We start from the raw sequence: 23,400 nt of genomic DNA on the forward strand, positions 1-23,400 counted from the left end.
GCGCACAGCGCCGAACCCTTGGTGATCGGAATGTCGTCGCCGGGGAACTCATATTTGCTGAGCAGCTCGCGCACTTCGAGCTCGACGAGCTCCAGAAGCTCCGGATCGTCGACCATGTCGACCTTGTTGAGGAACACGACGAGCGCCGGCACGCCGACCTGGCGGGCAAGCAGAATATGCTCGCGGGTCTGCGGCATCGGGCCGTCGGCGGCCGAGACCACCAGGATCGCGCCGTCCATCTGCGCCGCGCCGGTGATCATGTTCTTCACATAATCGGCGTGGCCGGGACAATCGACATGGGCGTAATGGCGGTTCTTCGTCTCATATTCGACATGCGCCGTCGAAATCGTGATGCCGCGCGCCTTCTCTTCCGGCGCCTTGTCGATCTGGTCATAGGCCGTAAAGGTCGCGCCGCCCGTCTCCGCCAGAACCTTGGTGATCGCCGCCGTCAAAGACGTCTTGCCGTGGTCGACGTGCCCAATCGTCCCAATGTTGCAGTGCGGCTTCGTGCGTGAAAACTTTTCCTTGGCCATGATCCTCGTTCCGAGTGGTCACGAGCCCGTCGCTCGCGCGCGGCGAGCCTTTACGGCTATTGGCGGAATTCTTCAAGGGGCGCGCCTGGCCCCGGGCTATCGGGGCCGACCCGGCCGGGGCGCCAGCAATTCGCAGTTACATGCGGAATGCGGACATATCCGAGTCACCGGCCGTATCGCGTTGCGCGATAGCCGCGCGTTATTCCAGGGGACATCTGGAGTGGCACACGCTGCAAACATGCGCCTGCCTCTATTTCGTTTGCTCCTTGCCGCGTAACGCGGGGCTTCCTTTGGGCGGGAATTCCATATGTCTCTTGATCTCGGATTTGGGCTCCGGCGCAGTCAATTCGACCGCTTCGCTGATCTGCCGCTCGCGAACCGCATCGACGTCCATGGTTTCCACTTCGCCATTAGAGTGGCGGGCGGTGTAGACCCCGACCACGTCCAAAGGCTCGGGACTCTTGATCACCACGAACCCCTCAAGGAATGCGAAATCGACGCACACGCCGTTGATCGGGCAGAAATAGCCCGCGATGTCGAAACAATTCAGCTCCGTCGCGCCGTCGGCCTGAAGTTCGGCCTTCTTGAACGGCGTGACGCTGAACGGACCAGGGTCCGACCCGAATTCCGTCGCGAGCGCCACTTTCGCGGCGATGGCGAAGCGCTTCCTGGTCGGATTATGGATGTTGACGATTGTCCGATAGACGCCCTTCGCCAAAGTTCCGTCCTGATGTGGAACCAGCAGCGAACAGACGACCTTGGCGGCATATTGATATTCGGTCTTTAGGGTTTCGTTGGATTTCAACGGCTGCGCGCGTGAACTCGCGGGAATTCCAGCGCAAGCAAGGCTCAGTGCGAGGAGGGCGCCGTTAAAAGCATGTGCGCGTTTCATAATCCGCACTCCACGACAAATGGGGTTTGCGAAATATCTGTTCTTGTCGCCCGACCCAGCCCCAATGCCTTTGGCGCCGAGATCATCGGGCGCCCAAAATAGACCTCTCATCGAACAATCGTTCGCTTAGGCTAACGTGCGAACGCGTGAATTCGTTCCGCGGATAACTGGCCCGACGCCGGATGCCGTGCCTCAAGGCGCTCTTGGCGGCCTATCCGAAACAGCGCCTGCCAATTGGCCATTCCCGTTCCGGCGCAAGAGACCGTCTCGGGTCGTCCTTCGCAGTGCGGCCGCGACTAAAGCGCTGCGCGTTGAAATCGCCGCCGCGCGCGCCAACTGGTTGTGTGGCGGGGCGTAAATGCGGCTTTAAAAATTGCGCTACGATTTCTTCGACGATCCGGTCGATTGGGCGTTCGCCGCCCTCTTCGCCTTGCTCACCCTCGCCGCGTGGGGATTGCGGCTCTGGGAGCCGTCGATCGGCGGTCCGCTCACAAATCTGGCGCTGAACTTCGCCGCGCTGATCGTCGTCCTGCTCGCCGCTCAATATCTGTGGCGCGCCTGGTTTCCGAATTACCCTTTCGGCGTCGGCCCGGCATGGAGGCGGTTCGCCGCCTATCCGATGCGCCAATTCGTCTATGCGGCCGCGGGCCTGCTCGTCGTCAGCAGCGGATTCGAAGCGATTTTCAGCGGCGCTTCGTTTGACGTCGTGGGAATCTCGGCCGGATCGCCGGGTCCGGCGGATCCGGACTTCGCCGACGTCGCACGCGCAATGAACCAGATCGCCGCCTTCGCGCTCCCGGCCGGATTGATCGCATATCTGGGCTTCGTCGCTTTGGCCGGACCGGCGCGGCGCGCGACGTCAACGGCGCTTGTCGCCACCGCGCCGCAACGGAGGGCGTTGGCGCTCTCGCCGCAATCGGCTCTGGTCGGGCAGGATCTTGGCCGTCGCATCCGCCTCATGGGTTGGATCGGATTTTGGCTGGATTTCGTCCTGGCGTTCCTGACCGCCCCGCTCCTCGCTTTTGGCGCGGTTGGCCAATCGATCAGCTCCACCGTCTGGGTCAGCGACCCGATCCATTGGGGGTATTTCGGACTGGGACTCCTATTCGCTTCACTGTTCCTGGATCTCTTTTCGACGATCGCCTCCGGCAGGCTGATGCGCGATCCGGCGCGCATGCTCGCCGCCGATCAGCCAGCGGCGCTGTGGTTTCTCGGCGTAGGTTCGCTCGTCAACGTGCTCGGCTCGATGGTCTCGTTCATCGGCGTCGGCTTGAGCATCGCCCTGCTTGTCGCCAAGACCGTGTCGCAGCCCCCGGGGATCGCGATTACCGATCCGGACAGGATCGTGCGCGCGCTCGACGTCTTCATCTTAATGGCGAACTTTAACTTGCTTCTTGCTCATTTCATTGGGGCTGGAGCTGCGGTTTGGCTCAGCATGCAAGTACTGAAGGCGCGCCATAAGTTCGCTGTCGGATTGGGATGAGGAGCTAACGACCGGCAAAAAGGGCGCCCGACAGAACCTCGATCGATCGCCGCGGTTGAAGGCCGAACTGGGGATCCGCCTAGAGTCCTATTCTTCGTAAACGACTGCGCCCCCGACGACGGTCGTCTTGACCACGCCCTGCAGCAGCGCCCCATCGAACGGGGTGTTCTTGGAGCGCGAGTGGAGCGCCGCGGGATCGACGACGAAAGGCGCGTCTGGATCGAAGCGGATGATGTCCGCCGGGGCGCCTTTTTGCAGCCTGCCCTGCGGCAGTCCCAGAATTTCAGCCGGGCGCGACGTCATCGCCTCGAGCAGGCGCGTCAGCGTGATGTCGCCCGAATGCACGAGCCGAAGCCCCGCCGCGAGCATCGTTTCGAGGCCGATCGCCCCATATTCGGCTTCCGCGAAAGGCAGCCGTTTGGTTTCGACGTCCTGCGGATCGTGGTCGGAGACGATGACGTCGATCAGGCCTTCGCCGAGCGCGCGAACGAGCGCCTTACGTTCATCCTCATGGCGCAACGGCGGTCTGAGCTTGAGGAAGGTGCGATAGTCGCCGATGTCGTTCTCGTTCAGCGTCAGATGATTGATCGAGGTCCCGCAGGTCACGGCCAAGCCCTCGTCCTTGGCTCTGCGCAATGCATCCAACGCAAGCGTCGTCGTCACGATCGCCGAGTGGTAGCGCGCGCCGGTCAGCGCCACGAGCCGCAAGTCGCGATCGAGCATGATCGCCTCTGCTTCACGCGGCGCGCCGGATAGGCCGAGCCGATGCGCAAATTCGCCTTCGTTCATGACGCCGACGGAAAGGTCGGCGTCTTCCGCGAAATGAATGACGAGCGCATCGAAATCGCGCGCATAGGTGAGCGCGCGTCGCATGACGAGCGCGCTTCGCACCGAGCGCGCGCCGTCGCAGAAAGCGACCGCGCCGGCCTGCTGCAGCAGCCCCAGCTCGGCGATCTCCCTGCCCTCGCGGCCTCTGGTCAACGCCGCCATCGGCGCGACGCGGACGCGCCCGGTGTCGCGCGCACGGCGCAGAACGAAATCGACGACGGCGGGATCGTCGACGGGCGGCTGCGTCGCCGCGGTCGATACGATTGTCGTCACGCCGCCCGCCGCCGCGGCGAAAGTCGCGCTGGCGATGGTTTCGCGATGTTCCGCCCCCGGCTCGCCGACGAAGGCCTGCATGTCGATGAGGCCCGGCGCGACGACGTCGCCGGCGCAATCGATGGTGCGCGCGCCTTCGGGAGCGTCGCCCTGTCGAACGGATTCGCCGAGCTCGGCGATGACGCCGTCGAGCGTCACCAGACCGCCCCGCATTTGACGACCCGAGCCCGGATCGATCAGCCGTGCGTTGAGAAGGAACAGCGGCGCTGGAGCTTGTGTCGGCGACATGGCGTCTGCTTAGGCCATTTCTCGTAGGTTGAAAATGCGCCTGGATCGGGGGTATTGGGGTTGAACTCATCCCGCAAGCGCCTAGCTACCGCGAGTTGGGGCTGCGAGCGGCGCGTGCCGAGCGCCCCCGGGGAGAACGTATGCGTTCCCTCAGCCCTCCAGAATCTCCACTCGCGTCAAGCGTGGCGGAAGGCGAAGAACGCCCTGATCTTCCGGCGATGATGAACGCCGCCTTCGACGGAATCATTGCGCTCGACGAGCACGGCGTGGTGCGGTCGAGCAGCGCGGAGGCGGCGTCGCTCTTCGGCTATGCGCCTGGCGACGTCATCGGAAGGGATTTTGGCATGTTGACGGCGGAGGCGAATCAACGCCGCCGCGACTATCTGCGGCGGGGAACGCCAAGCATTCGCCGACGGATCGAAGGCCTGCGAGAGGACGGCTCCGTCTTTCCCGTGGAGCTTGTCGTCAGCGAAGTCGCCTGCGACGGAGAACGGCTTTTTATCGCTTTGATCCGCGATCTCAGCTCCAGGCGCCGCTTTGAGCAGGGGGTTCAGGAACTTCAGGCGAATCGCCTTGAGTTGATTGAGAATATGGCGACCGGATTGGCGCATGAGCTCAAGCAGCCTTTGACCGCGATCGGCGCCTATCTCAATTTCGCGCGTCGGCATTTGAAGGAAAATGTCCTCTCGATCGAGAAAGTCGAGGAGATGTTGGACAACGCCGATGCGCAAGTCTTCCGCGTCGCGGAAATCATGGACAATCTTCGCCAGTTCATCGCGCGCGGAGAGACCTCGAAAGCGCCCCAAAGTCTGAACGCCGTCATCCGAACCGCCTGCGAGTTCACCGATGCGCTCGCCAAGGAACATCATGTCAAAACCGCGATCGACCTCGAAGCGTCGCCGGACACGGTGGTGATCAACAAAGTTCAGATTCAACAGGTCGTCGTCAATCTTAAGCGTAACGCCGTCGAGGCCATGCAGAACTGCGAGCGACGCGAGATGAAGGTGTCGACTCGCCTGGTTGAAGGCAACCTCATTCGCGCCGATGTCACGGACACCGGTCCTGGATTGCCCGAGGAGGTCAAAGACAGGCTCTTCGAGCAGTTCACGACGACGAAGCCGCACGGTCTGGGCGTCGGCCTCTCCATATCCCGCTCGATCGTCGAAGCACATAACGGGAAGATCTGGGCGGAGCCCAACCCCGGGGGCGGGACCATCTTCAGCTTCGTATTGCCTCTGGAAGATCGCTGACCGGTCGGTCAGGCGGAGAGGCGACGCCGCCGGATCGGCGGCGCCAAAGTGCGGTCGCACGCCAAAAGGTCCAAAGATAAGAGATCGTTAAGAGTGATTATGGTTAAGCAGGGATGAACTGCTATTGTCGCGCGTCGCGCATCCGTCCCGAGCGTCATTCGAACCCCCGCCGTTGGGGCCATCTTTAGGGAGAGACGGCTTCGTGTTGACCTTCGAGAATGTCGGCTTGCGCTATGGCGTCGGCGCCGAAACGCTCCGAGACGTGAATTTCCAGATCAAACCGCGTTCTTTCCAGTTCCTGACCGGCCCGTCAGGCGCAGGCAAGACCACCTTGATGCGACTGATCATCATGGCGCTGCGGCCGACCCGCGGGTTGATCAACATCTTCGGCAAGGACACGGCGGCGCTCAGCAATGAAGACGTCGCGGCGACGCGCCGCAAAATCGGCGTCGTCTTCCAGGATTTCCGCCTTCTGGATCATCTGACGCTTTACGAAAACGTCGCCCTGCCCTTGCGCGTGCTCGGCCGCGAGGAGTCGACCTATCGCGCCGAGGTGGTCGAACTATTGCGCTGGGTGGGCCTCGGCGAGCGCGCGCATGCGTTCCCAACCATCCTTTCGGGCGGCGAGAAGCAGCGCGCGGCGATCGCCCGCGCGCTGATTTCGCAACCCAAACTGCTGCTGGCCGACGAACCGACGGGCAATGTCGACCCGACTCTCGCGCGCCGGATCCTACGCCTCTTTATCGAACTCCACCGATCCGGAACCGCCGTCATTATCGCCACTCATGACTTAAGCCTCATGGACCAGTATGAGGATGCGCGGCGTCTTGTGCTTGCCGACGGCCGGCTTCACATCTTCGAATGAGCAGACGATGGCCCTGATGCGATTTTGGTCCTCGATGCGCCCGGCCGCGTCCGACGTCGATGAAGACGCCGAAGAGATTCCGTCGCAAAGCGCGCTCGTGCCCGCCGATTCCGTCGCCGGCCGCTCGCTGGTGATCGTCATCGCGATCATGACGTTCCTCGCCGCGCTCGCCGCTAACGTCGCCATTCTTGTCGCCGATGCGAGCGTCGAATGGCGCAGCGACGTCGCGCGCGAAGCGACCGTGCAAGTGCGTCCGGTCCCCGGCCGCAACGTCGAGGCCGATGTTAAGGACGCGGCGGAGGCGATGCGGCGAACGCCCGGCGTGCGGGAAGCGCGAGTCTACGCCAAGTCGGAATCCGAGGCGCTGCTGACGCCGTGGCTCGGCGAGGGCCTGAACCTCTCCGAACTGCCCACCCCCCGCATGATCGTGCTGAAGCTCGACGCCGAAAATCGGGCGGATCTCGACAAGTTGCGCATGGAGCTCGAGCGCGCCGTTCCAAACGCCGTGCTCGACGATCATCATGTCTTCATCGAGCGTCTCGGAGATATGGCGCGCGCAGCCGTGGCCATCGCCGCCCTCATCTTCGTTTTTATCCTCGCGGCGATGGCCGTCGCCGTGGCCTCAGCCACCCGCGCCGCCGTCGCGACAAACCGGGAAATCGTGGAAGTGCTCCATATCGTTGGCGCGGCCGACTCGTTCATCGCGCGCGAATTTCAGCATCGCTTCATGGCGTTGGGATTGCGTGGCGCGCTGATCGGCGGCGGCGGCGCCATCGCCTTTTTCGCCCTGGCGCAGTTCTTCGCGCAGCGGTGGCGCGCGACCGGCGGCGGCGATCAGATGGAGGCCATGTTCGGCGATTTCACAATTGGCGCGAGCGGCTTTGTCGTCATCGTTCTGCTCGCTGGCGGCGTCGCCGCGCTGACCGGCTATCTCTCGCAGTTCATTGTGCTGCGCCACCTGCAGCGGCTCGGTTAAGCGCATTCGCCCAAATCTGCCGCCCCGATAACATCGGCGCAGAAATGCCCCTATAGTCGTGTCAGAATCGCGCCTCGCGCGTTCTGGTCAGGAAGCATGGGCGAAGGACTCCACGATTGACGACCCCCGCACGCCAGGGAGTGAAGAATGGGTAGCGCCGTCCGCAAGGCCGCCTGCGCGATCCTCGCTGGCGGCGCTGTTCTCGCCGCGGCGCTCCTGTTGGGTTTTGTCGGCTTCGCGCTGTCGCTGCCGCGAGAGGAGTTCTCCATTCCGGTGCAGACGGAAGGCGTGGTCGTACTGACCGGCGGCTCGGATCGCGTGCTCGACGCGGCGACCCTTCTCGCCAGCGGACGGGCGCGTCGCATGCTGATCACCGGCGTCAATCCCTCTACCCGCAGCTCCTTGCTGGCGAAAATACTGCCCGTGTCGCGAGAGCTCTTCGATTGCTGCGTCGACCTCGGCTACCAGGCGCTCGACACTGCCGGCAACGCCAAAGAGACGCGCGATTGGGCGCGCGAGCACAATATCACCCGCACGCTCATCGTCGTCACGTCGAACTACCACATGCCGCGTGCGCTGGTCGAAATCTCAGCCGCCTTGCCGAAGGTCGAGCTCTATCCCTTTCCGGTCGTCAGCGAACATATCGACGTCGCCGACTGGATCAGCAATCTGCACGTCGCCCGTTTTGTCGGGAAGGAATATATGAAATACGTAGGATCGCTGCTGCGCACCAAGCTTTTCAAGGGATACGAGGAGCCGGAGCCTCCCCCGCAGCTTCGCCACAGCGTCGCATCTGATTGAAATCTTGTTTCAACGCCTCTTGGCGTCGTAAAAGCGCGCCACGCCCCTTCGCCCAGATCTCGCCAATGCTCCTCCTGCGCTCCCTCATTTTCCAGATCGTGTTCTTCCTGAACATGTTCACGCTCATGATCGTCTGGCTGCCAGGCCTGATGATGCGGCGCCAGACCAACCAGGAGCTTGGACGCACCTGGGGGCGCACGACTCTCTGGCTGCTCGACAAAATCTGCGGGGCGAAGATCGACTGGCGAGGTCTCGAGAATATCCCCAAAGGCGCGGTGATCGTCGCCTGCAAACATCAGTCGATCTGGGAGACCTTCGTTCTGCCGATCAGGTTTCCCGACTTCAGCTATATTCTGAAGCACGAACTGATCTGGCTGCCTTTTTTCGGCTGGTACCTACTGGCGGCCGAGCAGATCGCCATCGATCGCGCCAAGGGCGGCAAGCTGCTGCCGCAGCTGATCTCCAAATCGAAGAAGATTTTCGCCCAGGGACGGCAGCTCTTCATTTTTCCCGAAGGCACGCGCCGCCCGGCCGGCGCCCCGCCGCAATATAAATTCGGCATCGCCCATCTTTACGCGGCGGCCGAAACGCCGGTGCTTCCCGTCGCCGTGAATTCCGGGCTGTTTTGGCCGCGCCGCTCGTTCCTCATCCGGCCGGGAACCGTCGTGATCGAGTTCCTGCCCTTGATCGCGCCCGGCATGGAGCCGCGCGCTTTTTTCGACAAGCTCTCGACGGAGATCGAGGCGGCGTCCGACCGATTGATCGCCGAAGCGCTCGCGAAAGACCCGTCGCTCGCCGAAGTCGTCGCCAAAGGACGCGCGAGCGCTCAAAGTATGGCGCCGGCGCAGGAATGAAGGACGCAGCATCCTCCGGCCGAATCTAAAGAGTGTCCTGTTCAAGGTTGAGATGCTGCTCGACCCGCCGAAGACGCGCTTCAAGTTCGCTGATAAGGACGCCGTGGCCGATCGCGGACGTATGATATTCGATCACCGCTCGGCGCAATCCAACAATCTGCTCGCTTAAATCCTTGCGGGTTGCGTCGACTTTGGCGTCGAGCGACATCAGATCCGAAGCGACATCGGCACGCAAGGAGCGCGACTCGAAAGCTATCTCCGCCAGGTCATTCTTGGTGGCCATTTCCGCGCGCATGTCGCGAAGCAGCTGCAGGATCGGACTTTCGGGCGCCTCGGCCAAATATTCACCCGTTTCTGCGTGCGCCTAACCTCCCGCCGTGCCCGTCAGCGCTTGCGGCGCCACAAGCAGCGGATATTCCGCCTCGACGAGGTAGGGGCCGCCCCCCACGGAATCGCGCGACGAATAGAGCACGAAGCGCTCCGCGGTGAAGCGCAGCGGCGGGAAATAGCCGCGCGCGCCGAGATAGGCGGCGACGGCGCCGGCGCTGGCGCCGCGCAGACGCGCGAGCGTCACATGCGGGATGAATTTGCGCGGCTCGGGCGGCGCGCCGAGCCGGCGCAACAGCCGCTCCTGCTCCGCCTGCATGTCCATCAGGGTCGGCTCCGGCCGGGCGCGCGCGACGATGGCGCGGGGCTTGTCGCCGCCAAACGACGTCAGCTGGTCGAAGGTGACGGTGACTTCTGGACGGCGGATGAAGGAGAGCGCATTCGCCGCGTCGCGCGCGAAAGCGTCATCGACGTCGCCGATGAAGCGCAAGGTGACATGATAATTCTCAACGTCGATCCAGCGGCCGCCGGGGATTCCGCCGCGCAGGCGCGCGAGGCTCTCGGCGATTGAGCGGGGAATCTCCAGGGCCGTAAACAGTCTGGGCATGACATCCTCCCCAAGCGGGATCGCGCAGCCTCATTGCGCGCGCGAATTCCTACGCGCCCCCATGGAAACGAGCGTTCTTTCAACAAAGGGCGCGATTTTTTTGACGATCTTCGCCACGCCGGCGGCGTTGGGATGAATGCCGTCCGAGATGAGGAGCGCGGGCGAGCCCCAGACGCCTTCCAAGATAAAGGGCACAAGCGGCGCCTCATGTTTGGCGGCAAGATCCGGATAAACCGAATCGAATTCCTTCTTGTAAGCTTGCCCGTGATTCGCGCTCGAGACCATCGCCGTCAGCACCGGGCGAACGCCTTTCTGCTTTAACGTCGCAAGAATCCGATCGAGGTTGGCGCGCGTTATCCTCGGATCATGCCCGTTCAACATGTCATTCGCGCCAAGCTCGACGACGGCGATGTCGAAAGGCCCGGCGCCAAGGGTATAGTCGAGGCGCGCGAGCCCGGTCGTCGTCGTGTCGCCGGAAACGCCCCCTTGGACGACCTCGACGTTATATCCGTCCTCGCTCAGGCGTCTCTTGAGCTGCGCCGGAAGCGAATCTTCGGCGCCGATGCCGGGCCCTGCCGTCAGGCTGTCGCCAAACGCCAGGATTCGCACAGGTTCGGCGCGCGCGGACGTGAGCGCAATGGTCAAGAGGGCTAAGGACGCGAAAGCCGCGGCTTGGAGAGGACGGCGGAAAGCGCAATAAGGCGACTGGACTGCGGGCGTCGAATGCGGCGCATCTTTCAAGGTTTTGCTCCGTGCTGCGACAAGTCATCGAAGTTGAAGGCGTCGATCTCACGCTCGGCGAAGGCGCCGCCCGCGTGCATGTGCTCAAGACTGTCAGCCTGAGCGTAGCGCAGGGCGAAACCGTCGCTCTTCTGGGACCCTCCGGCTCGGGCAAATCGACTTTGCTCATGACCCTCGCCGGACTGGAGCGACCTGACGCCGGAAGCGTCAGGATTGACGGGCGCGATCTTGGCGCCCTTTCGGAAGACGCGCTCGCGCGTTTCCGCGGAGAAAACATAGGGATCGTCTTCCAGTCTTTCCAGCTGATCCCCACCATGACGGCGCTGGAGAATGTCGCCATTCCACTGGAACTCGCCGGGAAATCAGACGCTTTCGCACGCGCCGAGGCCGAGCTTGCGGCGGTCGGGCTCGCTGAGCGCCTGGCCCACTATCCAGCTCAGCTTTCGGGAGGTGAGCAGCAGAGGGTGGCGCTCGCCCGGGCGCTCGCGCCCGACCCGCTGATCCTCGCGGCGGACGAGCCCACGGGCAATCTCGATTCGGAAACCGGCGCCGCGGTGATTGAACTCATTTTTGCGCAACAACGACGCCGCGGGGCGACGCTCGTGCTCGTCACCCATGATGCGGCGCTCGCCGCACGCTGCAGCCGACGCGTTCTGCTGCGCTCGGGCCGCATCGAGGCGAGCGAGCGGGCGGCGTCATGAAGCCGATGCGCTTCGTCGCCCTGCCCTTCGCATTGCGCTTCGCCCTGCGCGACCTGCTCGGCGACCCGCGCGGCTTTGGCGTCTTCATCGCCTGCATCGTCATCGGCGTCGCCGCGATCTCCGGCGTCTCCGGCCTGTCACGCTCACTGGCGCAGGGGCTCGCGCGGGAGGGCCGAACGATACTGGGCGGCGACGCTTCCTTCAGCCTCGTCTCGCGGGAGTTTTCGCCGGAGCAACGCGCCTTCTTCGAGGCGCGCGGGCGGCTATCCGAAATTTCGCTGATGCGGGCGATGGCCCGGCGCGACGACGGCGAGGCCGCGCTGGTGGAGATCAAAGCCGTCGATCCGGCGACTTATCCAACATTCGGCGCGGTCGCGCTCGATCCCGACATGCCCTTGGCCGAGGCGCTGGAAGAACGAAACGGGCTGCCGGGCGTCGCGGTCGATCCGATGCTGCTCGCGCGCCTCGACGCCAAGCTCGGCGACACCGTGATGATCGGCGTTTCGCGCTTCACGCTGCGCGCAATTCTGCGCAGCGAACCCGACAAGCTCGCGGGCGGAGTTGGCTTCGGGCCGCGCGTCATGATGACGCGCGCCGCGCTCTCAGGCGCGGAACTGGCGACGCCGGGCTCCATCGTCCGGCATGTCATCCGCGTCACGCTGCGCGAGGGCGCCGACGCCGACCTCAAGGCGTTCGCCGCCGACGCCGCGAACGCCTTTCCGCAAGCCGGATGGGAGTCGCGCACGCGAGACGCCGTCTCGCCGCAGTTCTCGCGCAATCTCGACCGGTTCGCCCAACTGCTCACCCTCGTTGCGCTCACCGCCCTCGTCGCCGGCGGCGCCGGCGTCGCGAACGCCGTACAGGGCTTCGTCGAGCGCAAGCGCGCGCAATTCGCCATTCTCAAGGCGCTCGGGGCCGAGGGCTCTCGGGTCTTCAGGATCGCCCTCGCCCAGGTTCTGGCGGCGGCGTCCTTCGCCATCCTGCTGGGGCTCATCGTCGGCGCGGCGATTCCCTGGGGCGCGGCGCAAGCGCTGCGCGATCTCGCCGATCTCCCCGTATCGGCGTCGCTCGACGCGCAAGGCGCGCTCTATGGGGCTCTGTACGGGCTGCTCGTCGTCCTGATCTTTGCGCTCGTTCCTCTGGGCCGCGCGCATGAAGTTCCCGTAGCGGCGCTGCTGCGCGACGACCCGCGGGGCGCGACTCTCGCGCGCTACCGCGCCGGCGCAGCGGCCGCGGCGATTGCGCTCGCCGCCCTGGTCATGGCCACGTCTTTCGACGTGAAGCTGGGCGCGGCCTATGTCGCCGCCGCTGTCGCGGCCTTCGCCCTGCTGCGCGGCGCGGCATGGCTCGCCATGCGGCTGGCTCGCGGGCTTCCGCGTTCGCGCGACGCGCGGCTGCGGTTCGCGCTCGCCAATATCTGGCGGCCGAAAAGCCTGACGCCGGCGCTGATGATCTCCATCGGCCTGACTCAAACGCTGCTCATTTCGCTCGTGCTGGTTGAAGGCGCGATTCACAACGAGTTGGCGCGGGCCGACGCCGGCGAGATTCCCAACTTCTACTTCATCGACGTGCCGAAGGCGCAAACCGAGGCTTTTGCCGATTTCCTCTCTGCCGAGGCGCCCGGCGCGCGCATCGAACACGTGCCGATGATGCGGGGGCGCATCGTCGCCGTGAAAGACGCGGCCATCGACAAGACCGCCGTGGCCGACGACGCCAAATGGGCGCTCGAGGGCGACCGCGGCGTGACATTTTCCCCCACAATTCCGACGAACTCCGCGCTCGCCGAAGGCGAATGGTGGCCGGCGAATTACGTCGGTCTGCCGCTCGTATCACTGGAGCAGAAGGTCGCTGAAGGATTGGGTCTGACCATCGGCGACTCGATCCGAGTCAATGTGCTCGGCAGGGAGATAGCAGCGCAGGTCGCCAATCTGCGCCGGGTGGATTGGCGCAGTTACGCCATCAACTTCATCATGGTGTTTTCACCCAATGTTTTTGCCGGGGCGCCCTACACCGAGCTCTTCACCGTGGCGTATGGCGCGCCATCGGTCGCGGCGCGCGACGCCAAGGACGCGCGGCTCGCGCGCGAGACGGCGAAACGCTTTCCGAGCATCGTTTCCGTGCGCGTCAAGGACGCGCTGGCGGCGATCGACAAGATCGCCGGACAGTTGGCGCTGGCCGCGCGCGCCGCGGCGGGTCTCGCCATTGTCACGGCGGTGCTAGCGCTTGCGAGCGCGCTTGCCAGCGGCCAGCGCGCAAGGCTGCACGACTCGGTGGTTTTGAAGACTCTCGGCGCCACCCGCTTCTGGCTGGCCACAGCCTATGCTTTGGAATTTGGGCTGGTCGGCCTCGCCGCCTCCCTGATCGCGGTCGCCGCCGGATCCGCCGCCGCCTACGCGATGACGACGATCCTCATGAAGATCGATTTCGCCTTCCTGCCCTGGACCACGGCGCTGATCTCGCTCGCCACTCTCGCCGTCACCATCGCCCTCGGCCTCGCCGGCGCCTGGCGGGCGCTCTCCAGACGTCCCGGACCGGAGTTGCGCCAGCCTTAGGCGGAGAGCGAAGGCTCGACGATAAAGGGAAACGCGCCCTCTACGATCGCGCCATCCGTCGCGAGCACACGGTAGTCGACCTCATAAAGTCCGGGCTGCAGAACCGGCGTGTCGAGGATCAACTCTTTGGAGGCTTGTTTCTGCGTCGCTTTGGCGATCACCAGGCCGTTTCTGCTCTTGAGCGTGATCGTCGAGATGACGGCGTCAGCCTTCCCTTCAAACACCAGCCTAATCTGACGCACAGGCTTAACGACCCGCTGTCTCGATGCCGGGAACGACTCGACGAGGAACTGATGATGAGCCAGCCCGGCCGTCGCGGAGCACAAGCCCAGCCCGGCGGCGAGGACCGCCGCCCAAGCGTATCTGATGAGCTTCATTTGTCTTTCTCCCGACCGGCTACCCGCCCGCCTCGATGTCTGGAGAAATAACTTTCCGACGCGCGATTTGTTCGAAGCGCGAGCGCACGAGAGAGGCGCGGCGCGACGATAGGAAATTTGCGCAAAATTCGCCAACGGCTGCGCTGCCTTGCCCTTTGGGCTGCGACCTCCTAAAACGCTTGAGCGTCGACGGCCCGCCGGGCGGCGCCTTTTGCGTCATGCGCCAAAATGCGCGACGCGCCGTCAGCGGAACCCAATCTTGGCCGACAAGAACGCCCTCTCCTGGCCGAATTTCGCGGTATCGATTCTCGGCGGCGTCGCAGCGGCCGTGATCTTCGCCGTCGTCGCGCGCGGCGGCTTCGGCGGGCTCCTCATAGCGCATCTTGCGCCTCTGCCGATCATGATCGTCGCCTTCGCCTTTGGCCTGATCCACGGGGCGACGGCGGCGATACTCGCGTCGATCATCCTGACCTTCTGGCTGCATCCGGTGGTCGGCATGGGATATGCTCTGCTGATCGCGGCGCCGGCCTGGTCCGCTGTCTATGCGGCGCTTGGCGCGCCCCGCGGCGGCCGGGACAGGCTGACGCGTAATCTGCCGGGATGGGCGGCGCTCGCGCCTGCGACCTTTCTGGCGACGGCGATCATTCTCTGGCTGATCGTCGCCACCCTCGCCTTCGGATCGCTCGACGAAGCGCTGAATCCGATCCGGGCGCGCGCCTTCATCCTGCTCGACATTATGGTGAAAGAGCGTGACCTTGGCGATAAGATCGATCCGACGACGCTTTCCGGGTCCGTCGCGCGCGCCGTCCCCGCCTTTCTCGCCGGCTATGGTCTGCTGATCCACGTCATCAATTTGTGGCTCGCCGCAAGGATTGCGCAAGCGTCTAAGGTGCTCAGCCGCCCTTGGCCTGACATCGCCAATGAATTCCGCCTGCCCAAGCCGGTGGGCGGCCTCTTTCTGAGCGGAATCGCGCTGATCTTCTTCCAGGGCCTCGCCGGCGCGATCGGACTGGTGCTGGCGACGACCATGGGGCTGCTGCTTGCGTTTCAAGGGCTCGCCGTCGCGCATATCTACCTGCGCGGTTCACGCTCAAGCGCCCTGGTGCTGGCGATCATCTATTTCACCCTCGGATTTTTGGGGTGGCCCCTGCTGTTTTTCGCCGCACTCGGCGTCGCCGACCTGATCTTCAACTATCGCGTCCGAAAGACGGACGCCGGGCCCACCGCGATGCAAAAACCGGATTGACTTTCGCCCGGTTTTTCTCGACATAGCCCGCTATCTCGGAGAAGTAGCAAAGATGGACGTCATTCTGCTGGAACGCGTGGCCAAGCTCGGCCAGATGGGCGAGACCGTGCGCGTGCGCGACGGCTACGCCCGCAATTTCCTGCTGGCGCGCGGCAAGGCGCTGCGCGCGACGGAAAACAACAAGAAGCATTTCGAGACGCAGCGGGCGCAGATCGAGGCGCGCAATCTCGAGGCTAAGAAAGAAGCCGAAGCCGTCGCCGAAAAGCTCAACGGACAAAGCTTCAACATCATTCGCCAGGCGGGCGAGAGCGGCCAGCTCTATGGCTCGGTTTCGGCGCGAGATATCGCCGAGGCGGCGACCACGGGCGGCTTCTCGGTCAATCGCGATCAGATCGTCCTGGTGCACCCGATCAAGACTCTCGGCCTTCACCAGACGCCCGTGCATCTGCATCCGGAAGTTGATGTGAAGATCACGATCAACGTGGCCCGTTCGGAAGAAGAGGCCGAGCGGCAGGCGCGCGGCGAAAGCGCTACGATCAGGGAAGAGACGTCGATGGACGATCTCGGCCTGGAAGTCGGCGCGGCTCTGGCGGAAGCCGGCGACGTCGAGATGTAAGCTCCCGTACGCGCGCACGTCCATCGCCGGCGGCCCTTCGGCCGCCGGTTTCGTTTTCCCGGGCCTATCTCTGATTCTCTTTTAAATGCAAGAAGAGTCGGACACGCGCTGAACGAATCTTTTTCACCATGTGGAAAAGACTCGCTTCTCGCTGCGGCGGACAAAAGGCTATGGCGGCGCCGACGCGTTAATGTATTGTTAACGGCGTCTCAGGCTCGCGCGTCGCGTTCGCAGCCCGGAACAGTCTCAAACAAGTCCGATCATCGATGCCACCAATCGAACAATTGGCGGGCCGGCGCGCGTTTCAGGTCGCGCAGCCGGACGCGCCTGCCTATCGCGCGCCGCCGCACAATATCGAGGCCGAGCAAGCGCTGCTCGGCGCGATTCTGGTCAACAATGACGCTTTCGACAGAGTCTCGGACTTCCTGAAGCCCGAGCATTTTTCCGAGGATTTGCACCGGCGCATCTTTGAACTTGCGGCGCAGCTCATTCGCGCCGGCAAGCTCGCGACCGTCGTGACGCTGAAGACGTTCCTTGCGGACATCGAGCTTCCGGCCGGCGTGACGATCCAGGCCTATCTTGCCCGACTCGCCGCCGAGGCGACGACGATCATCAACGCCGAAGACTATGGCCGCACCGTTCACGATCTCTCGGTTCGCCGGGAGCTCATCGTCATCGGGCAGGATATCGTCAACACGGCCTATGATTCGCCGATCGATTCGCCGCCGCGCGCGCAAATCGAAGAAGCCGAACGGCAGCTCTATTCGATCGCCGAGACGGGTCGCTACGACGGCGGCTTTCAGCGATTTGCCGAAGCGCTCACCACCGCGCTCGATATGGCGAGCAGCGCCTATATGCGCGATGGGCATCTGTCCGGCGTCGCCACGGGCCTGCTCGATCTCGACGAAAAGATGGGCGGTCTGCAAAAATCCGACCTCATCATCGTCGCCGGGCGACCGGGCATGGGCAAGACCGCTCTCGCCACGAACATCGCCTTCAATGTCGCGCGCGCCTATCAATTCGAAGCTGAGCCCGACGGGACGCATAAGACGATCAACGGCGGCATCGTCGGCTTCTTCTCTTTGGAAATGTCGGCCGAACAATTGGCGACGCGCGTCATCGCCGAGCAGTCCGGCGTGCCGAGCTATAAGATTCGCCGCGGCGACATCAATGAGGACGATTTTCGCCGCATCGCCGACGCCGCGCGGGAAATGCAAAGCATTCCCTTCTACATCGATCAGAGCGGCGGCATCTCGATCGCGCAACTCACCGCGCGGGCACGGCGCCTCAAACGGCAGAGAGGCCTGGACCTGCTCGTCGTGGACTATCTCCAACTGCTCGCCGGTTCGCGTTCCCGCAATGAAAATCGCGTGCAGGAACTCACGGAGATCACGACCGGCCTCAAGGCTCTCTCCAAAGAGCTCAATGTGCCGATCATCGCGCTGTCGCAGCTCTCCCGCCAAGTAGAGAACCGCGACGACAAGCGGCCACAGCTTTCCGATCTGCGCGAGTCAGGTTCGATCGAGCAGGACGCCGACGTCGTCATCTTCGTCTATCGCGAAGAATATTATCTGCGCAATCGCGAGCCGCGCGAAGGCACCGAAGAACACGTCAAATGGATGGACGAGTGTGAGCGCGCGCATGGCCGCGCCGAAGCGATCATCGGCAAGCAGCGTCACGGTCCGACGGGAACGGTGCAGCTCGCCTTCGAGGCTGAGGTCACCCGCTTCTCCAATCTTGCCGACGAGGACAAGCTGCCGGCGCGTATGTAAGGCCTCGCCGCGCCGCCATGCGGCGAGGCCTACCGCGCAGCAGGTTCTCATCGAAAAAGTCTGTCAACTTTTTCGGAACCGGCTTTAGCGTCAAAACAGATCGAGGGCGTTTACTTGCTGCCGAGGGTCCAAAGCCCCTTGTTCTTATCGAAGCGGAAGCCCGTCGCGTTCTTCAGCTCATCCTTGGTGGCGTTCACCGTCAACCACCATTTGTTGTTGCGCTCAGTGGCCTTGATGTCGCTGAAGGCGACCGCAACGTCCTTTTGGCCAATGCCAAGGAAACCACCCACTGAAATGATGGCGGCGCTGATCTTACCGCTGCGATCCACCACCAGATCCTTGACTTCGCCGATCTTGTTCTCCTGCGGATCGTAAATGTTCTGCTCGTGGATGTTCGAGACGAGCAGCGCGTTCTGCGGAAGCGTGGTCAGAAATTGCGGCTGCGCACCAGTCGTTCCCGTTGTCGAGCGATCCATGGCGCCGGACGGGCGGTCCGTCGTGCGATTCATCATCTGTTCGGCCAAAGCCGCGCCTGACAGCGTCGCGATAAGCGCGCCGGCGAGGACGTAGGACTTGAGCATGGCTGTCTCCGTACATGTTGTTAGCGCCACAACGAACGGCCGTTCGTGTGCGCCTTGAACAAGCATCGGAGATCGATGTTCCAAGCTTCGCGGCAGATATCCAACGGACGACCGGCCGCCGCGCGCGTCTGGAACAGTTCAGCCGATCAAATCGGGTCCCACAGACCGGTGGCTTTGTCGAACTTATACGCGAGGGCCTTCTTCAGCAGGTCCTTCGTCGTATTGAGCGTGAGCCAGGTCTTATTGTTCTTCTGAGTGATGGTGATCGCGGATACAGGAATCGCAATATGCTTCACGCCGAGGCCGAGAAAGCCGCCGACGTTCAGCATCACGGCGTTTATGGAGCCGTCGGCGGAAAACAGCATGTCCGCAATCGAGCCGAGCTTTTTTTCATTCGGATCATAGACCGGCTGCTTGTACCAGGCGGAGACCACCGAACCATAGACCGGCAACCTTTCGAGCGGCACGACCACAACGGTTTCGGTTTGGGCGCTTTGGGCACCAGCCGGTAGCGGCGCGAAAGCAAGAGCGAGCGAAGCTGCGACGATGACGCGTTTCAGCATAGAAAAGAATCCTTTTTGGAACGAGCGGCAGCCGGACTGCGCGCTACGCGAAATTCTCACGGCGCGGCGCCCTTGCTACTTCACCTTCCAGGCGTGTTCGGCCGCATCATATTTGTAGCCGGTCGCCTTCTTCACGATGTCCTTCGTCGTATTGATGGTCAGCCAAGTCTTGTTGTTCTTTTCTGTGACCGAGATGTCGTTGGCCGGAATGGCGACGTGCTTGGCGCCGATGCCGAGAAAGCCGCCGACGTCGAGCATGACGGCGTTGATCTCGCCGCCTGAAAACAGCATGTCGGTGATCACGCCGACTTTTTTATCGTTCAAGTCGTAGACCGGCTTTTTGTACCAGGCGGAAACCAGCGAGCCATAACGCGGCAACGCTTCCATAGGCACGACGACCTTGCTGTCCGGCGCGGCGGTTTCCGCGCGGACAGGATGGGCGACCGCGATGGCCATGCAGAATGAGAGCGCAACAAGCAAAGTTCTGTTCATTAGACCAATCTCCCCAACTTCCTTGATACGGCTGCGATCATAGCTGATTCATCGCGGCAGCACGCCCCAATAATCAAGATCAAGCAGCACCGCCGGATCCGGCTTGCCGTCAGCGCCGTACAGCGGAAAATCGGCGCAAGGCCTGTCCTTCGTCGCGACGAGCCGCAGGCGCAAAGCGCCGATATCCTGGCGCCCGGGGATCTCCGCCTTCTCCAGAACCTCCGACCAGGCGAAGACCGTGCCTCCCGCGAACAGCGGGTTGACGTGGCGTCCGCCGTTCACGGCCGAGATATGGAAGACGTTCTCCAGGCCGTTGAAGGACAGCGCCCGGGCAAGGGAAATCACGTGGCCGCCGTAGATGATGCGCTTGCCGAAACGGCCCTGCGCCTCATAGTACTGATTAAAATGAACTTTCGAGTTGTTCTGGTAGAGCCGAGTCGCGAGCTGGTGCTCCGCCTCCTCGACCGTCATGCCGTCGATATGGTCGATTTTCTCGCCCTGTTCGTAATCCCCCCAAAGATAGCGGGAGCCGGCGAGCGCCTTGTCATAGGCGCCGACATTGATCGGCGGCGCGGCCTTGCCAAGTTCGGAAGGGGCGACGGACTTCGGCAGATCTGGCACGATCTCCGGTCCCACGGGGGCGTCCCTGTCGCGCTTTTTCACCATCACCCAGCGCGCATAGCTCAGCACGGTCTCGCCGCGTTGATTGGCGCCCGTCGTGCGCACATAGACGACGCCGGTTTCCTTGTTGGAATTCTCCTTAAGGCCGATGACCTCTGAGGTCGCCGACAGCGTGTCGCCCGGATAGACGGGGATCAGAAATTTGAAATCGGCGTAGCCGAGATTGGCGATGGCGTTGAGCGAGACGTCGGGCACGGTCTTGCCGAGCACGAGATGAAATACGAGCAGATCGTCGATCGGCGCGCGCTCATAGCCGATCGCCTGCGCAAAGGCGGTCGAGGACTGCACAGCGAAGCGCGGCAAATACAGCGCCGTATACAGAGCGACCTCGCCGACCGTGACCGTGCGCGGCGCCGCGTGGCGAATGACCTGGCCGATTTTGAAGTCCTCGAAGAAATTGCCGACGTTGATCTTCGACTTGCTCATGTCCTAACCGTTTGTTGGCGCCAGCTTCGCCAGCGCGTCGAGAAAAAGCGCGGGCGCGCCCGCAACGAAAACTGTTTTGACGCGGCTGGTCGCGCCGGTGCGGATCGAAACCGCGCTTTTAGGGGTTCTTAGCGTCGCGGCGATCAGCGCGATCAGCGCGGCGTTCGCCCGGCCGTTCTCCGGCGCGGCGCGCACCCGCGCCTTCAGGACGCTGCGGCCGTCGGCGAGAGTCTCCACGCCTTCGACGGCGTCGCGTCCGCCCTTTGGCGTCAGGCGCACGTAAAGCGCGACGCCCCCCGATTCGATCGCCCAGGCGGAGGATGCTTTCTCCGCGCCTCCTTCAGCCAAGCGCGTAGGCGCTGGCGCTGTTGGCGATGAGATCGCGCAGGAACTGCATCAGCAGCAGCAGAATGAGCGGCGAGATGTCGAGGCCGCCGACGCTGGGCAGCACCGAGCGGATCGGTCCGAGCAGCGGCTCGGTCATGGCGTTCAGCCATTTCCAGATCGAATAGGCGACGTTCGAGCGCATATTGATGACGTCGAAGGCGGTGAGCCAGGACACGACCACCGTGGCAAGCAGAATCCACCAGTAAATATCGATGATCGTGAGAAGAAGTTTGACCATTGCGTAGGACATGACCGGCTTCCAGCGGATGAGGTTCCGCCCTGTCTAGCCTCCCTGCCCCGTCGCGGCAATCCTTGGCCGGCCCCCTCATGCAACAAGAAACCGTGATGGCGAGCGCTTGGCGGCGCGCCCGCGCGCCAAGCCGATTGACAGGATATCGCCCCCCGTGTACCCCACGCGCCGGAGCGGGGCTGTAGCTCAGATGGGAGAGCGCTGCAATCGCACTGCAGAGGTCCGGGGTTCGATTCCCCGCAGCTCCACCAGCCGTTCAAGCCATGCGAACGGCTCGCTCCTGCCGCGCAAGGCCGTCGTAATCCGCGAGACGCGCGGTGCTCGGCCGCCTCATTGTTTCGAGCGGGTCCCGCGCCATATCCGGTGAGAGAATCTCCCGGAGCGCGCCGATGTATCGCAAAATTCTCCTGCCGATCGATATCACCGAATCTGAAATGACCGACCGGGCGATCTCCGTCGCACAGGAATTGGCGAAGGCCTTCGACAGCGATATGCGCGTCGTCAACGTGCAATCGCTCCTGCCCATCGCTTTTCTCGACTACGTGCCTGAAAATTTCAACGCTCAGGTGCGTCGCGGCTTGGAGAAGGAAATAGCGGCGGTCGCCGCCAAGATCGACCGCGCGCCGGAACGCGTGTCCACGACGCTGCTGTTTGGTCCGGTCTATCAAAAAGTCTTGGCAGAGGCCGAGGAATGGGGCGCCGATCTCATCGTGCTCTGCTCGCATCGGCCGGGCATGGACCGTTTTCTCATCGGCTCCAACGCAACGACCATCGTCAATCACGCGCAATGCTCGGTGCTGGTGGTGCGCGGCATGGCGCCGTAAGGCCCTCCATAGCTTCGGCAGCATTGGTTCGGATTCGCCGTTCGCGACCGCGGCGACGCCTCGCGCGATGTGAACCTAAAATGGCGCCTCGGTGACGCGGCCTTCACGAAACTCTCATCACGCTCTCACATGATTTTGCTACCGACGCGTCGATGCGGCGATCAGTAATGTCTCGCGAGGATGCCATGTCGAAAGAGGCGATGCAGAACGCCGGCGGTTCGGCGACGGAAAAACCTGAGAGCTACACCGGCAAGATCGTCGGCGGCGCGATCGCCGCGGCAATCGGCGGCACGATCGGCGCGCTGTTGATGGGCGGTTACGCCATTCTGCCGGCGGCGGTCGTCATCGGCCTGCTTGGCGTCGCGCTGGGCGCGGTGTTCGACTGAACAGAATTTCGCGCCGGGCGTTGCGCGCACGCGCGTCCGGCACGGAAGCGTGCGTTTCGAGTTCGCGCGTGAAAAACTTGGCGGCTGAGTCTCCCTTAACCGGCAGGCGAAGCCGCTTCTTTTTCGCTCGCCGGCTTTTTCCTCTGCCCCGAACGTTCTTGATAACTCTAATGGAATTTGATCGGCGGCCGGCTCGGCCTTTCGCTTTGCTAAAGCCAGGCGTAGGAATATGAGTGATTTCGAGGACTGCGGCCTTGGGCGGAACCGTTTCGCTCCGGTTTCGTTAGTCTTCGGAACCGGGCCTTGCTGTCGGCCCAGTTTTTTATCTGGGGAGGATAGAGATGAAGAAAATTATCGGATTCGCTGCAGCGGCCGCCGTTCTGTTCGGCGCTTCCGCTTTCGCCAGCCCGCTGACCAGCGCCGCGAACGTCCGGTCTGGCCCCAGCCCGAAGTGGCCCGTCATCGGCCAGCTGCCCGCCGGCGTTGACGTCACAGTGCTCGATTGTGGCGGTGGCTGGAAACGCGACTGGTGCCAGATTCAGGCGGGGAACGTGAAAGGCTTCGTCGCCGCAGGCGTGCTCGGCACGCAGGGCAACAAGGTCGACATCGCGCCGGTGACCACCAACAACGACGTCGCCATCTACAAAGGCCCGGGGGTCAACTACAAGATCCTCGGCAGCATCCCCGAGAACACGACGGTCAATATCGGCTCCTGCATTTATGGCTGGGGCGAGACGACCTGGTGCAAGGTGAACTACGGCGGAAAAAAGGGCTACGCTCTGCAATCCGAGCTGCAGCGTCAGGACTCCCTTTTCCCGATGTAATCTG

General features: G+C 63.2%; 27 protein-coding genes and 1 tRNA gene. 15 read left to right on the top strand and 13 right to left on the bottom strand.

Annotated elements, in window-relative coordinates; genetic code table 11:
- Positions 1 to 533, bottom strand: a 533-nt coding sequence (locus IYW40_RS06845) for a GTP-binding protein (protein ID WP_196399967.1), incomplete at its 3' end; no start/stop codon positions are given.
- A gap of 250 nt (positions 534 to 783) precedes the next feature.
- Positions 784 to 1,425: a Kazal-type serine protease inhibitor domain protein gene (locus tag IYW40_RS06850; RefSeq protein ID WP_196399968.1), complete on the bottom strand. Its 642-nt coding sequence runs from the start codon at positions 1,423 to 1,425 to the stop codon at positions 784 to 786.
- Between the two features lie 373 nt (positions 1,426 to 1,798).
- Between IYW40_RS06850 and IYW40_RS06855 the strand changes: the two genes are divergently transcribed.
- A complete protein-coding gene (locus tag IYW40_RS06855; RefSeq protein WP_196399969.1) occupies positions 1,799 to 2,908 on the top strand; it encodes a DUF3611 family protein in 1,110 nt (369 codons plus the stop codon).
- A gap of 87 nt (positions 2,909 to 2,995) precedes the next feature.
- Here IYW40_RS06855 and pyrC read toward each other — a convergent pair whose 3' ends face one another.
- Entirely contained in the window at positions 2,996 to 4,297 is a 1,302-nt protein-coding gene (pyrC, locus tag IYW40_RS06860) for a dihydroorotase (protein ID WP_196399970.1), read from the bottom strand.
- 182 nt (positions 4,298 to 4,479) lie between these two features.
- On the opposite strand from pyrC, the gene IYW40_RS06865 reads away from it, so the two are divergent.
- From IYW40_RS06865 to IYW40_RS06885, 5 genes are all read left to right on the top strand, one after another.
- On the top strand, positions 4,480 to 5,547 hold the full coding sequence (locus IYW40_RS06865; protein WP_348644250.1) for an ATP-binding protein: 1,068 nt from the start codon (positions 4,480 to 4,482) through the stop codon (positions 5,545 to 5,547).
- A 202-nt stretch (positions 5,548 to 5,749) separates the two neighbouring features.
- Positions 5,750 to 6,412: a cell division ATP-binding protein FtsE gene (gene ftsE, locus IYW40_RS06870; RefSeq protein WP_175095459.1), complete on the top strand. Its 663-nt coding sequence runs from the start codon at positions 5,750 to 5,752 to the stop codon at positions 6,410 to 6,412.
- 7 nt (positions 6,413 to 6,419) lie between these two features.
- Complete coding sequence (locus tag IYW40_RS06875; RefSeq protein WP_246720694.1) at positions 6,420 to 7,388, top strand: ABC transporter permease; 969 nt, start codon at positions 6,420 to 6,422, stop codon at positions 7,386 to 7,388.
- 147 nt (positions 7,389 to 7,535) lie between these two features.
- On the top strand, positions 7,536 to 8,189 hold the full coding sequence (locus tag IYW40_RS06880; RefSeq protein WP_196399971.1) for a YdcF family protein: 654 nt from the start codon (positions 7,536 to 7,538) through the stop codon (positions 8,187 to 8,189).
- Between the two features lie 65 nt (positions 8,190 to 8,254).
- Positions 8,255 to 9,043, top strand: a complete 789-nt coding sequence (locus tag IYW40_RS06885) for a lysophospholipid acyltransferase family protein (RefSeq protein WP_196399972.1) — start codon at positions 8,255 to 8,257, stop codon at positions 9,041 to 9,043.
- A 25-nt stretch (positions 9,044 to 9,068) separates the two neighbouring features.
- Here the strand turns inward: IYW40_RS06885 and IYW40_RS06890 are convergent, their stop codons facing one another.
- The 3 genes from IYW40_RS06890 to IYW40_RS06900 are packed head-to-tail and all read right to left on the bottom strand — an operon-like array spanning position 9,069 to position 10,622.
- On the bottom strand, positions 9,069 to 9,383 hold the full coding sequence (locus IYW40_RS06890; RefSeq protein WP_196399973.1) for a hypothetical protein: 315 nt from the start codon (positions 9,381 to 9,383) through the stop codon (positions 9,069 to 9,071).
- A gap of 24 nt (positions 9,384 to 9,407) precedes the next feature.
- Positions 9,408 to 9,977, bottom strand: coding sequence for an RNA 2',3'-cyclic phosphodiesterase (thpR, locus tag IYW40_RS06895; protein WP_196399974.1), 570 nt, complete (start codon positions 9,975 to 9,977; stop codon positions 9,408 to 9,410).
- A 30-nt stretch (positions 9,978 to 10,007) separates the two neighbouring features.
- Positions 10,008 to 10,622, bottom strand: a complete 615-nt coding sequence (locus IYW40_RS06900; RefSeq protein WP_246720695.1) for an arylesterase — start codon at positions 10,620 to 10,622, stop codon at positions 10,008 to 10,010.
- Between the two features lie 107 nt (positions 10,623 to 10,729).
- On the opposite strand from IYW40_RS06900, the gene IYW40_RS06905 reads away from it, so the two are divergent.
- Together IYW40_RS06905 and IYW40_RS06910 are read left to right on the top strand one after the other, a co-directional pair.
- Positions 10,730 to 11,419: an ABC transporter ATP-binding protein gene (locus IYW40_RS06905; protein ID WP_196399976.1), complete on the top strand. Its 690-nt coding sequence runs from the start codon at positions 10,730 to 10,732 to the stop codon at positions 11,417 to 11,419.
- Positions 11,416 to 13,971, top strand: coding sequence for an FtsX-like permease family protein (locus tag IYW40_RS06910; RefSeq protein ID WP_196399977.1), 2,556 nt, complete (start codon positions 11,416 to 11,418; stop codon positions 13,969 to 13,971). Before IYW40_RS06905 ends, IYW40_RS06910 begins: the two co-directional genes overlap by 4 nt.
- Here IYW40_RS06910 and IYW40_RS06915 read toward each other — a convergent pair.
- Positions 13,968 to 14,348: a copper resistance CopC family protein gene (locus IYW40_RS06915; protein WP_196399978.1), complete on the bottom strand. Its 381-nt coding sequence runs from the start codon at positions 14,346 to 14,348 to the stop codon at positions 13,968 to 13,970. The genes IYW40_RS06910 and IYW40_RS06915 overlap by 4 nt on opposite strands.
- 259 nt (positions 14,349 to 14,607) lie before the next feature.
- Here IYW40_RS06915 and IYW40_RS06920 point away from each other — a divergent pair, with 259 nt between their 5' ends.
- The 3 genes from IYW40_RS06920 (at position 14,608) to IYW40_RS06930 (ending at position 17,982) form a co-directional block, all read left to right on the top strand.
- Positions 14,608 to 15,594 (top strand): DUF2232 domain-containing protein, encoded by a 987-nt coding sequence (locus tag IYW40_RS06920; protein WP_196399979.1) that lies wholly within the window; start codon positions 14,608 to 14,610, stop codon positions 15,592 to 15,594.
- Between the two features lie 52 nt (positions 15,595 to 15,646).
- Positions 15,647 to 16,210, top strand: coding sequence for a 50S ribosomal protein L9 (gene rplI / locus IYW40_RS06925; RefSeq protein WP_018408386.1), 564 nt, complete (start codon positions 15,647 to 15,649; stop codon positions 16,208 to 16,210).
- Between the two features lie 266 nt (positions 16,211 to 16,476).
- A complete protein-coding gene (locus tag IYW40_RS06930; protein ID WP_196399980.1) occupies positions 16,477 to 17,982 on the top strand; it encodes a replicative DNA helicase in 1,506 nt (501 codons plus the stop codon).
- A 110-nt stretch (positions 17,983 to 18,092) separates the two neighbouring features.
- Here the strand turns inward: IYW40_RS06930 and IYW40_RS06935 are convergent, their stop codons facing one another.
- From IYW40_RS06935 to IYW40_RS06960, 6 genes are all read right to left on the bottom strand, one after another.
- Positions 18,093 to 18,563, bottom strand: coding sequence for a PRC-barrel domain-containing protein (locus IYW40_RS06935; RefSeq protein ID WP_175095470.1), 471 nt, complete (start codon positions 18,561 to 18,563; stop codon positions 18,093 to 18,095).
- A 146-nt stretch (positions 18,564 to 18,709) separates the two neighbouring features.
- Positions 18,710 to 19,126: a PRC-barrel domain-containing protein gene (locus IYW40_RS06940; protein ID WP_196399981.1), complete on the bottom strand. Its 417-nt coding sequence runs from the start codon at positions 19,124 to 19,126 to the stop codon at positions 18,710 to 18,712.
- A 75-nt stretch (positions 19,127 to 19,201) separates the two neighbouring features.
- Positions 19,202 to 19,618, bottom strand: coding sequence for a PRC-barrel domain-containing protein (locus IYW40_RS06945; RefSeq protein ID WP_123176186.1), 417 nt, complete (start codon positions 19,616 to 19,618; stop codon positions 19,202 to 19,204).
- 48 nt (positions 19,619 to 19,666) lie between these two features.
- Entirely contained in the window at positions 19,667 to 20,725 is a 1,059-nt protein-coding gene (locus IYW40_RS06950) for a MaoC family dehydratase (protein WP_196399982.1), read from the bottom strand.
- A gap of 3 nt (positions 20,726 to 20,728) precedes the next feature.
- Entirely contained in the window at positions 20,729 to 21,073 is a 345-nt protein-coding gene (locus IYW40_RS06955) for a DUF167 family protein (protein WP_196399983.1), read from the bottom strand.
- Positions 21,066 to 21,362: a YggT family protein gene (locus IYW40_RS06960; RefSeq protein WP_175095475.1), complete on the bottom strand. Its 297-nt coding sequence runs from the start codon at positions 21,360 to 21,362 to the stop codon at positions 21,066 to 21,068. The genes IYW40_RS06955 and IYW40_RS06960 overlap by 8 nt, the downstream gene beginning before the upstream one ends.
- A gap of 175 nt (positions 21,363 to 21,537) precedes the next feature.
- Here IYW40_RS06960 and IYW40_RS06965 point away from each other — a divergent pair.
- The 4 genes from IYW40_RS06965 to IYW40_RS06980 all read left to right on the top strand — a co-directional run bounded on the left by IYW40_RS06965 (position 21,538) and on the right by IYW40_RS06980 (position 23,396).
- Positions 21,538 to 21,613 (top strand) — tRNA-Ala (locus IYW40_RS06965).
- Positions 21,614 to 21,751: 138 nt separating this feature from the next.
- Complete coding sequence (locus tag IYW40_RS06970; RefSeq protein ID WP_196399984.1) at positions 21,752 to 22,186, top strand: universal stress protein; 435 nt, start codon at positions 21,752 to 21,754, stop codon at positions 22,184 to 22,186.
- 167 nt (positions 22,187 to 22,353) lie between these two features.
- Entirely contained in the window at positions 22,354 to 22,572 is a 219-nt protein-coding gene (locus IYW40_RS06975; RefSeq protein WP_232366152.1) for a hypothetical protein, read from the top strand.
- Between the two features lie 341 nt (positions 22,573 to 22,913).
- Positions 22,914 to 23,396, top strand: a complete 483-nt coding sequence (locus IYW40_RS06980) for an SH3 domain-containing protein (RefSeq protein WP_196399985.1) — start codon at positions 22,914 to 22,916, stop codon at positions 23,394 to 23,396.
- The last annotated feature ends 4 nt before the right edge of the window (positions 23,397 to 23,400 follow it).

It is taken from the genome of Methylocystis sp. H4A (assembly GCF_015709545.1).
GTDB classification, from domain to species: Bacteria; Pseudomonadota; Alphaproteobacteria; order Rhizobiales; family Beijerinckiaceae; genus Methylocystis; species Methylocystis silviterrae.

Coding starts and splice junctions, on each gene's coding strand:
- IYW40_RS06850 (WP_196399968.1), bottom strand. CDS start 1,425: ATGAAACGCGCACATGCTTTTAACGGCGCCCTCCTCGCACTGAGCCTT.
- pyrC (WP_196399970.1), bottom strand. CDS start 4,297: ATGTCGCCGACACAAGCTCCAGCGCCGCTGTTCCTTCTCAACGCACGG.
- IYW40_RS06875 (WP_246720694.1), top strand. CDS start 6,420: ATGGCCCTGATGCGATTTTGGTCCTCGATGCGCCCGGCCGCGTCCGAC.
- IYW40_RS06880 (WP_196399971.1), top strand. CDS start 7,536: ATGGGTAGCGCCGTCCGCAAGGCCGCCTGCGCGATCCTCGCTGGCGGC.
- IYW40_RS06885 (WP_196399972.1), top strand. CDS start 8,255: ATGCTCCTCCTGCGCTCCCTCATTTTCCAGATCGTGTTCTTCCTGAAC.
- thpR (WP_196399974.1), bottom strand. CDS start 9,977: ATGCCCAGACTGTTTACGGCCCTGGAGATTCCCCGCTCAATCGCCGAG.
- IYW40_RS06910 (WP_196399977.1), top strand. CDS start 11,416: ATGAAGCCGATGCGCTTCGTCGCCCTGCCCTTCGCATTGCGCTTCGCC.
- IYW40_RS06915 (WP_196399978.1), bottom strand. CDS start 14,348: ATGAAGCTCATCAGATACGCTTGGGCGGCGGTCCTCGCCGCCGGGCTG.
- rplI (WP_018408386.1), top strand. CDS start 15,647: ATGGACGTCATTCTGCTGGAACGCGTGGCCAAGCTCGGCCAGATGGGC.
- IYW40_RS06930 (WP_196399980.1), top strand. CDS start 16,477: ATGCCACCAATCGAACAATTGGCGGGCCGGCGCGCGTTTCAGGTCGCG.
- IYW40_RS06935 (WP_175095470.1), bottom strand. CDS start 18,563: ATGCTCAAGTCCTACGTCCTCGCCGGCGCGCTTATCGCGACGCTGTCA.
- IYW40_RS06940 (WP_196399981.1), bottom strand. CDS start 19,126: ATGCTGAAACGCGTCATCGTCGCAGCTTCGCTCGCTCTTGCTTTCGCG.
- IYW40_RS06945 (WP_123176186.1), bottom strand. CDS start 19,618: ATGAACAGAACTTTGCTTGTTGCGCTCTCATTCTGCATGGCCATCGCG.
- IYW40_RS06950 (WP_196399982.1), bottom strand. CDS start 20,725: ATGAGCAAGTCGAAGATCAACGTCGGCAATTTCTTCGAGGACTTCAAA.
- IYW40_RS06960 (WP_175095475.1), bottom strand. CDS start 21,362: ATGTCCTACGCAATGGTCAAACTTCTTCTCACGATCATCGATATTTAC.
- IYW40_RS06970 (WP_196399984.1), top strand. CDS start 21,752: ATGTATCGCAAAATTCTCCTGCCGATCGATATCACCGAATCTGAAATG.
- IYW40_RS06975 (WP_232366152.1), top strand. CDS start 22,354: ATGTCTCGCGAGGATGCCATGTCGAAAGAGGCGATGCAGAACGCCGGC.
- IYW40_RS06980 (WP_196399985.1), top strand. CDS start 22,914: ATGAAGAAAATTATCGGATTCGCTGCAGCGGCCGCCGTTCTGTTCGGC.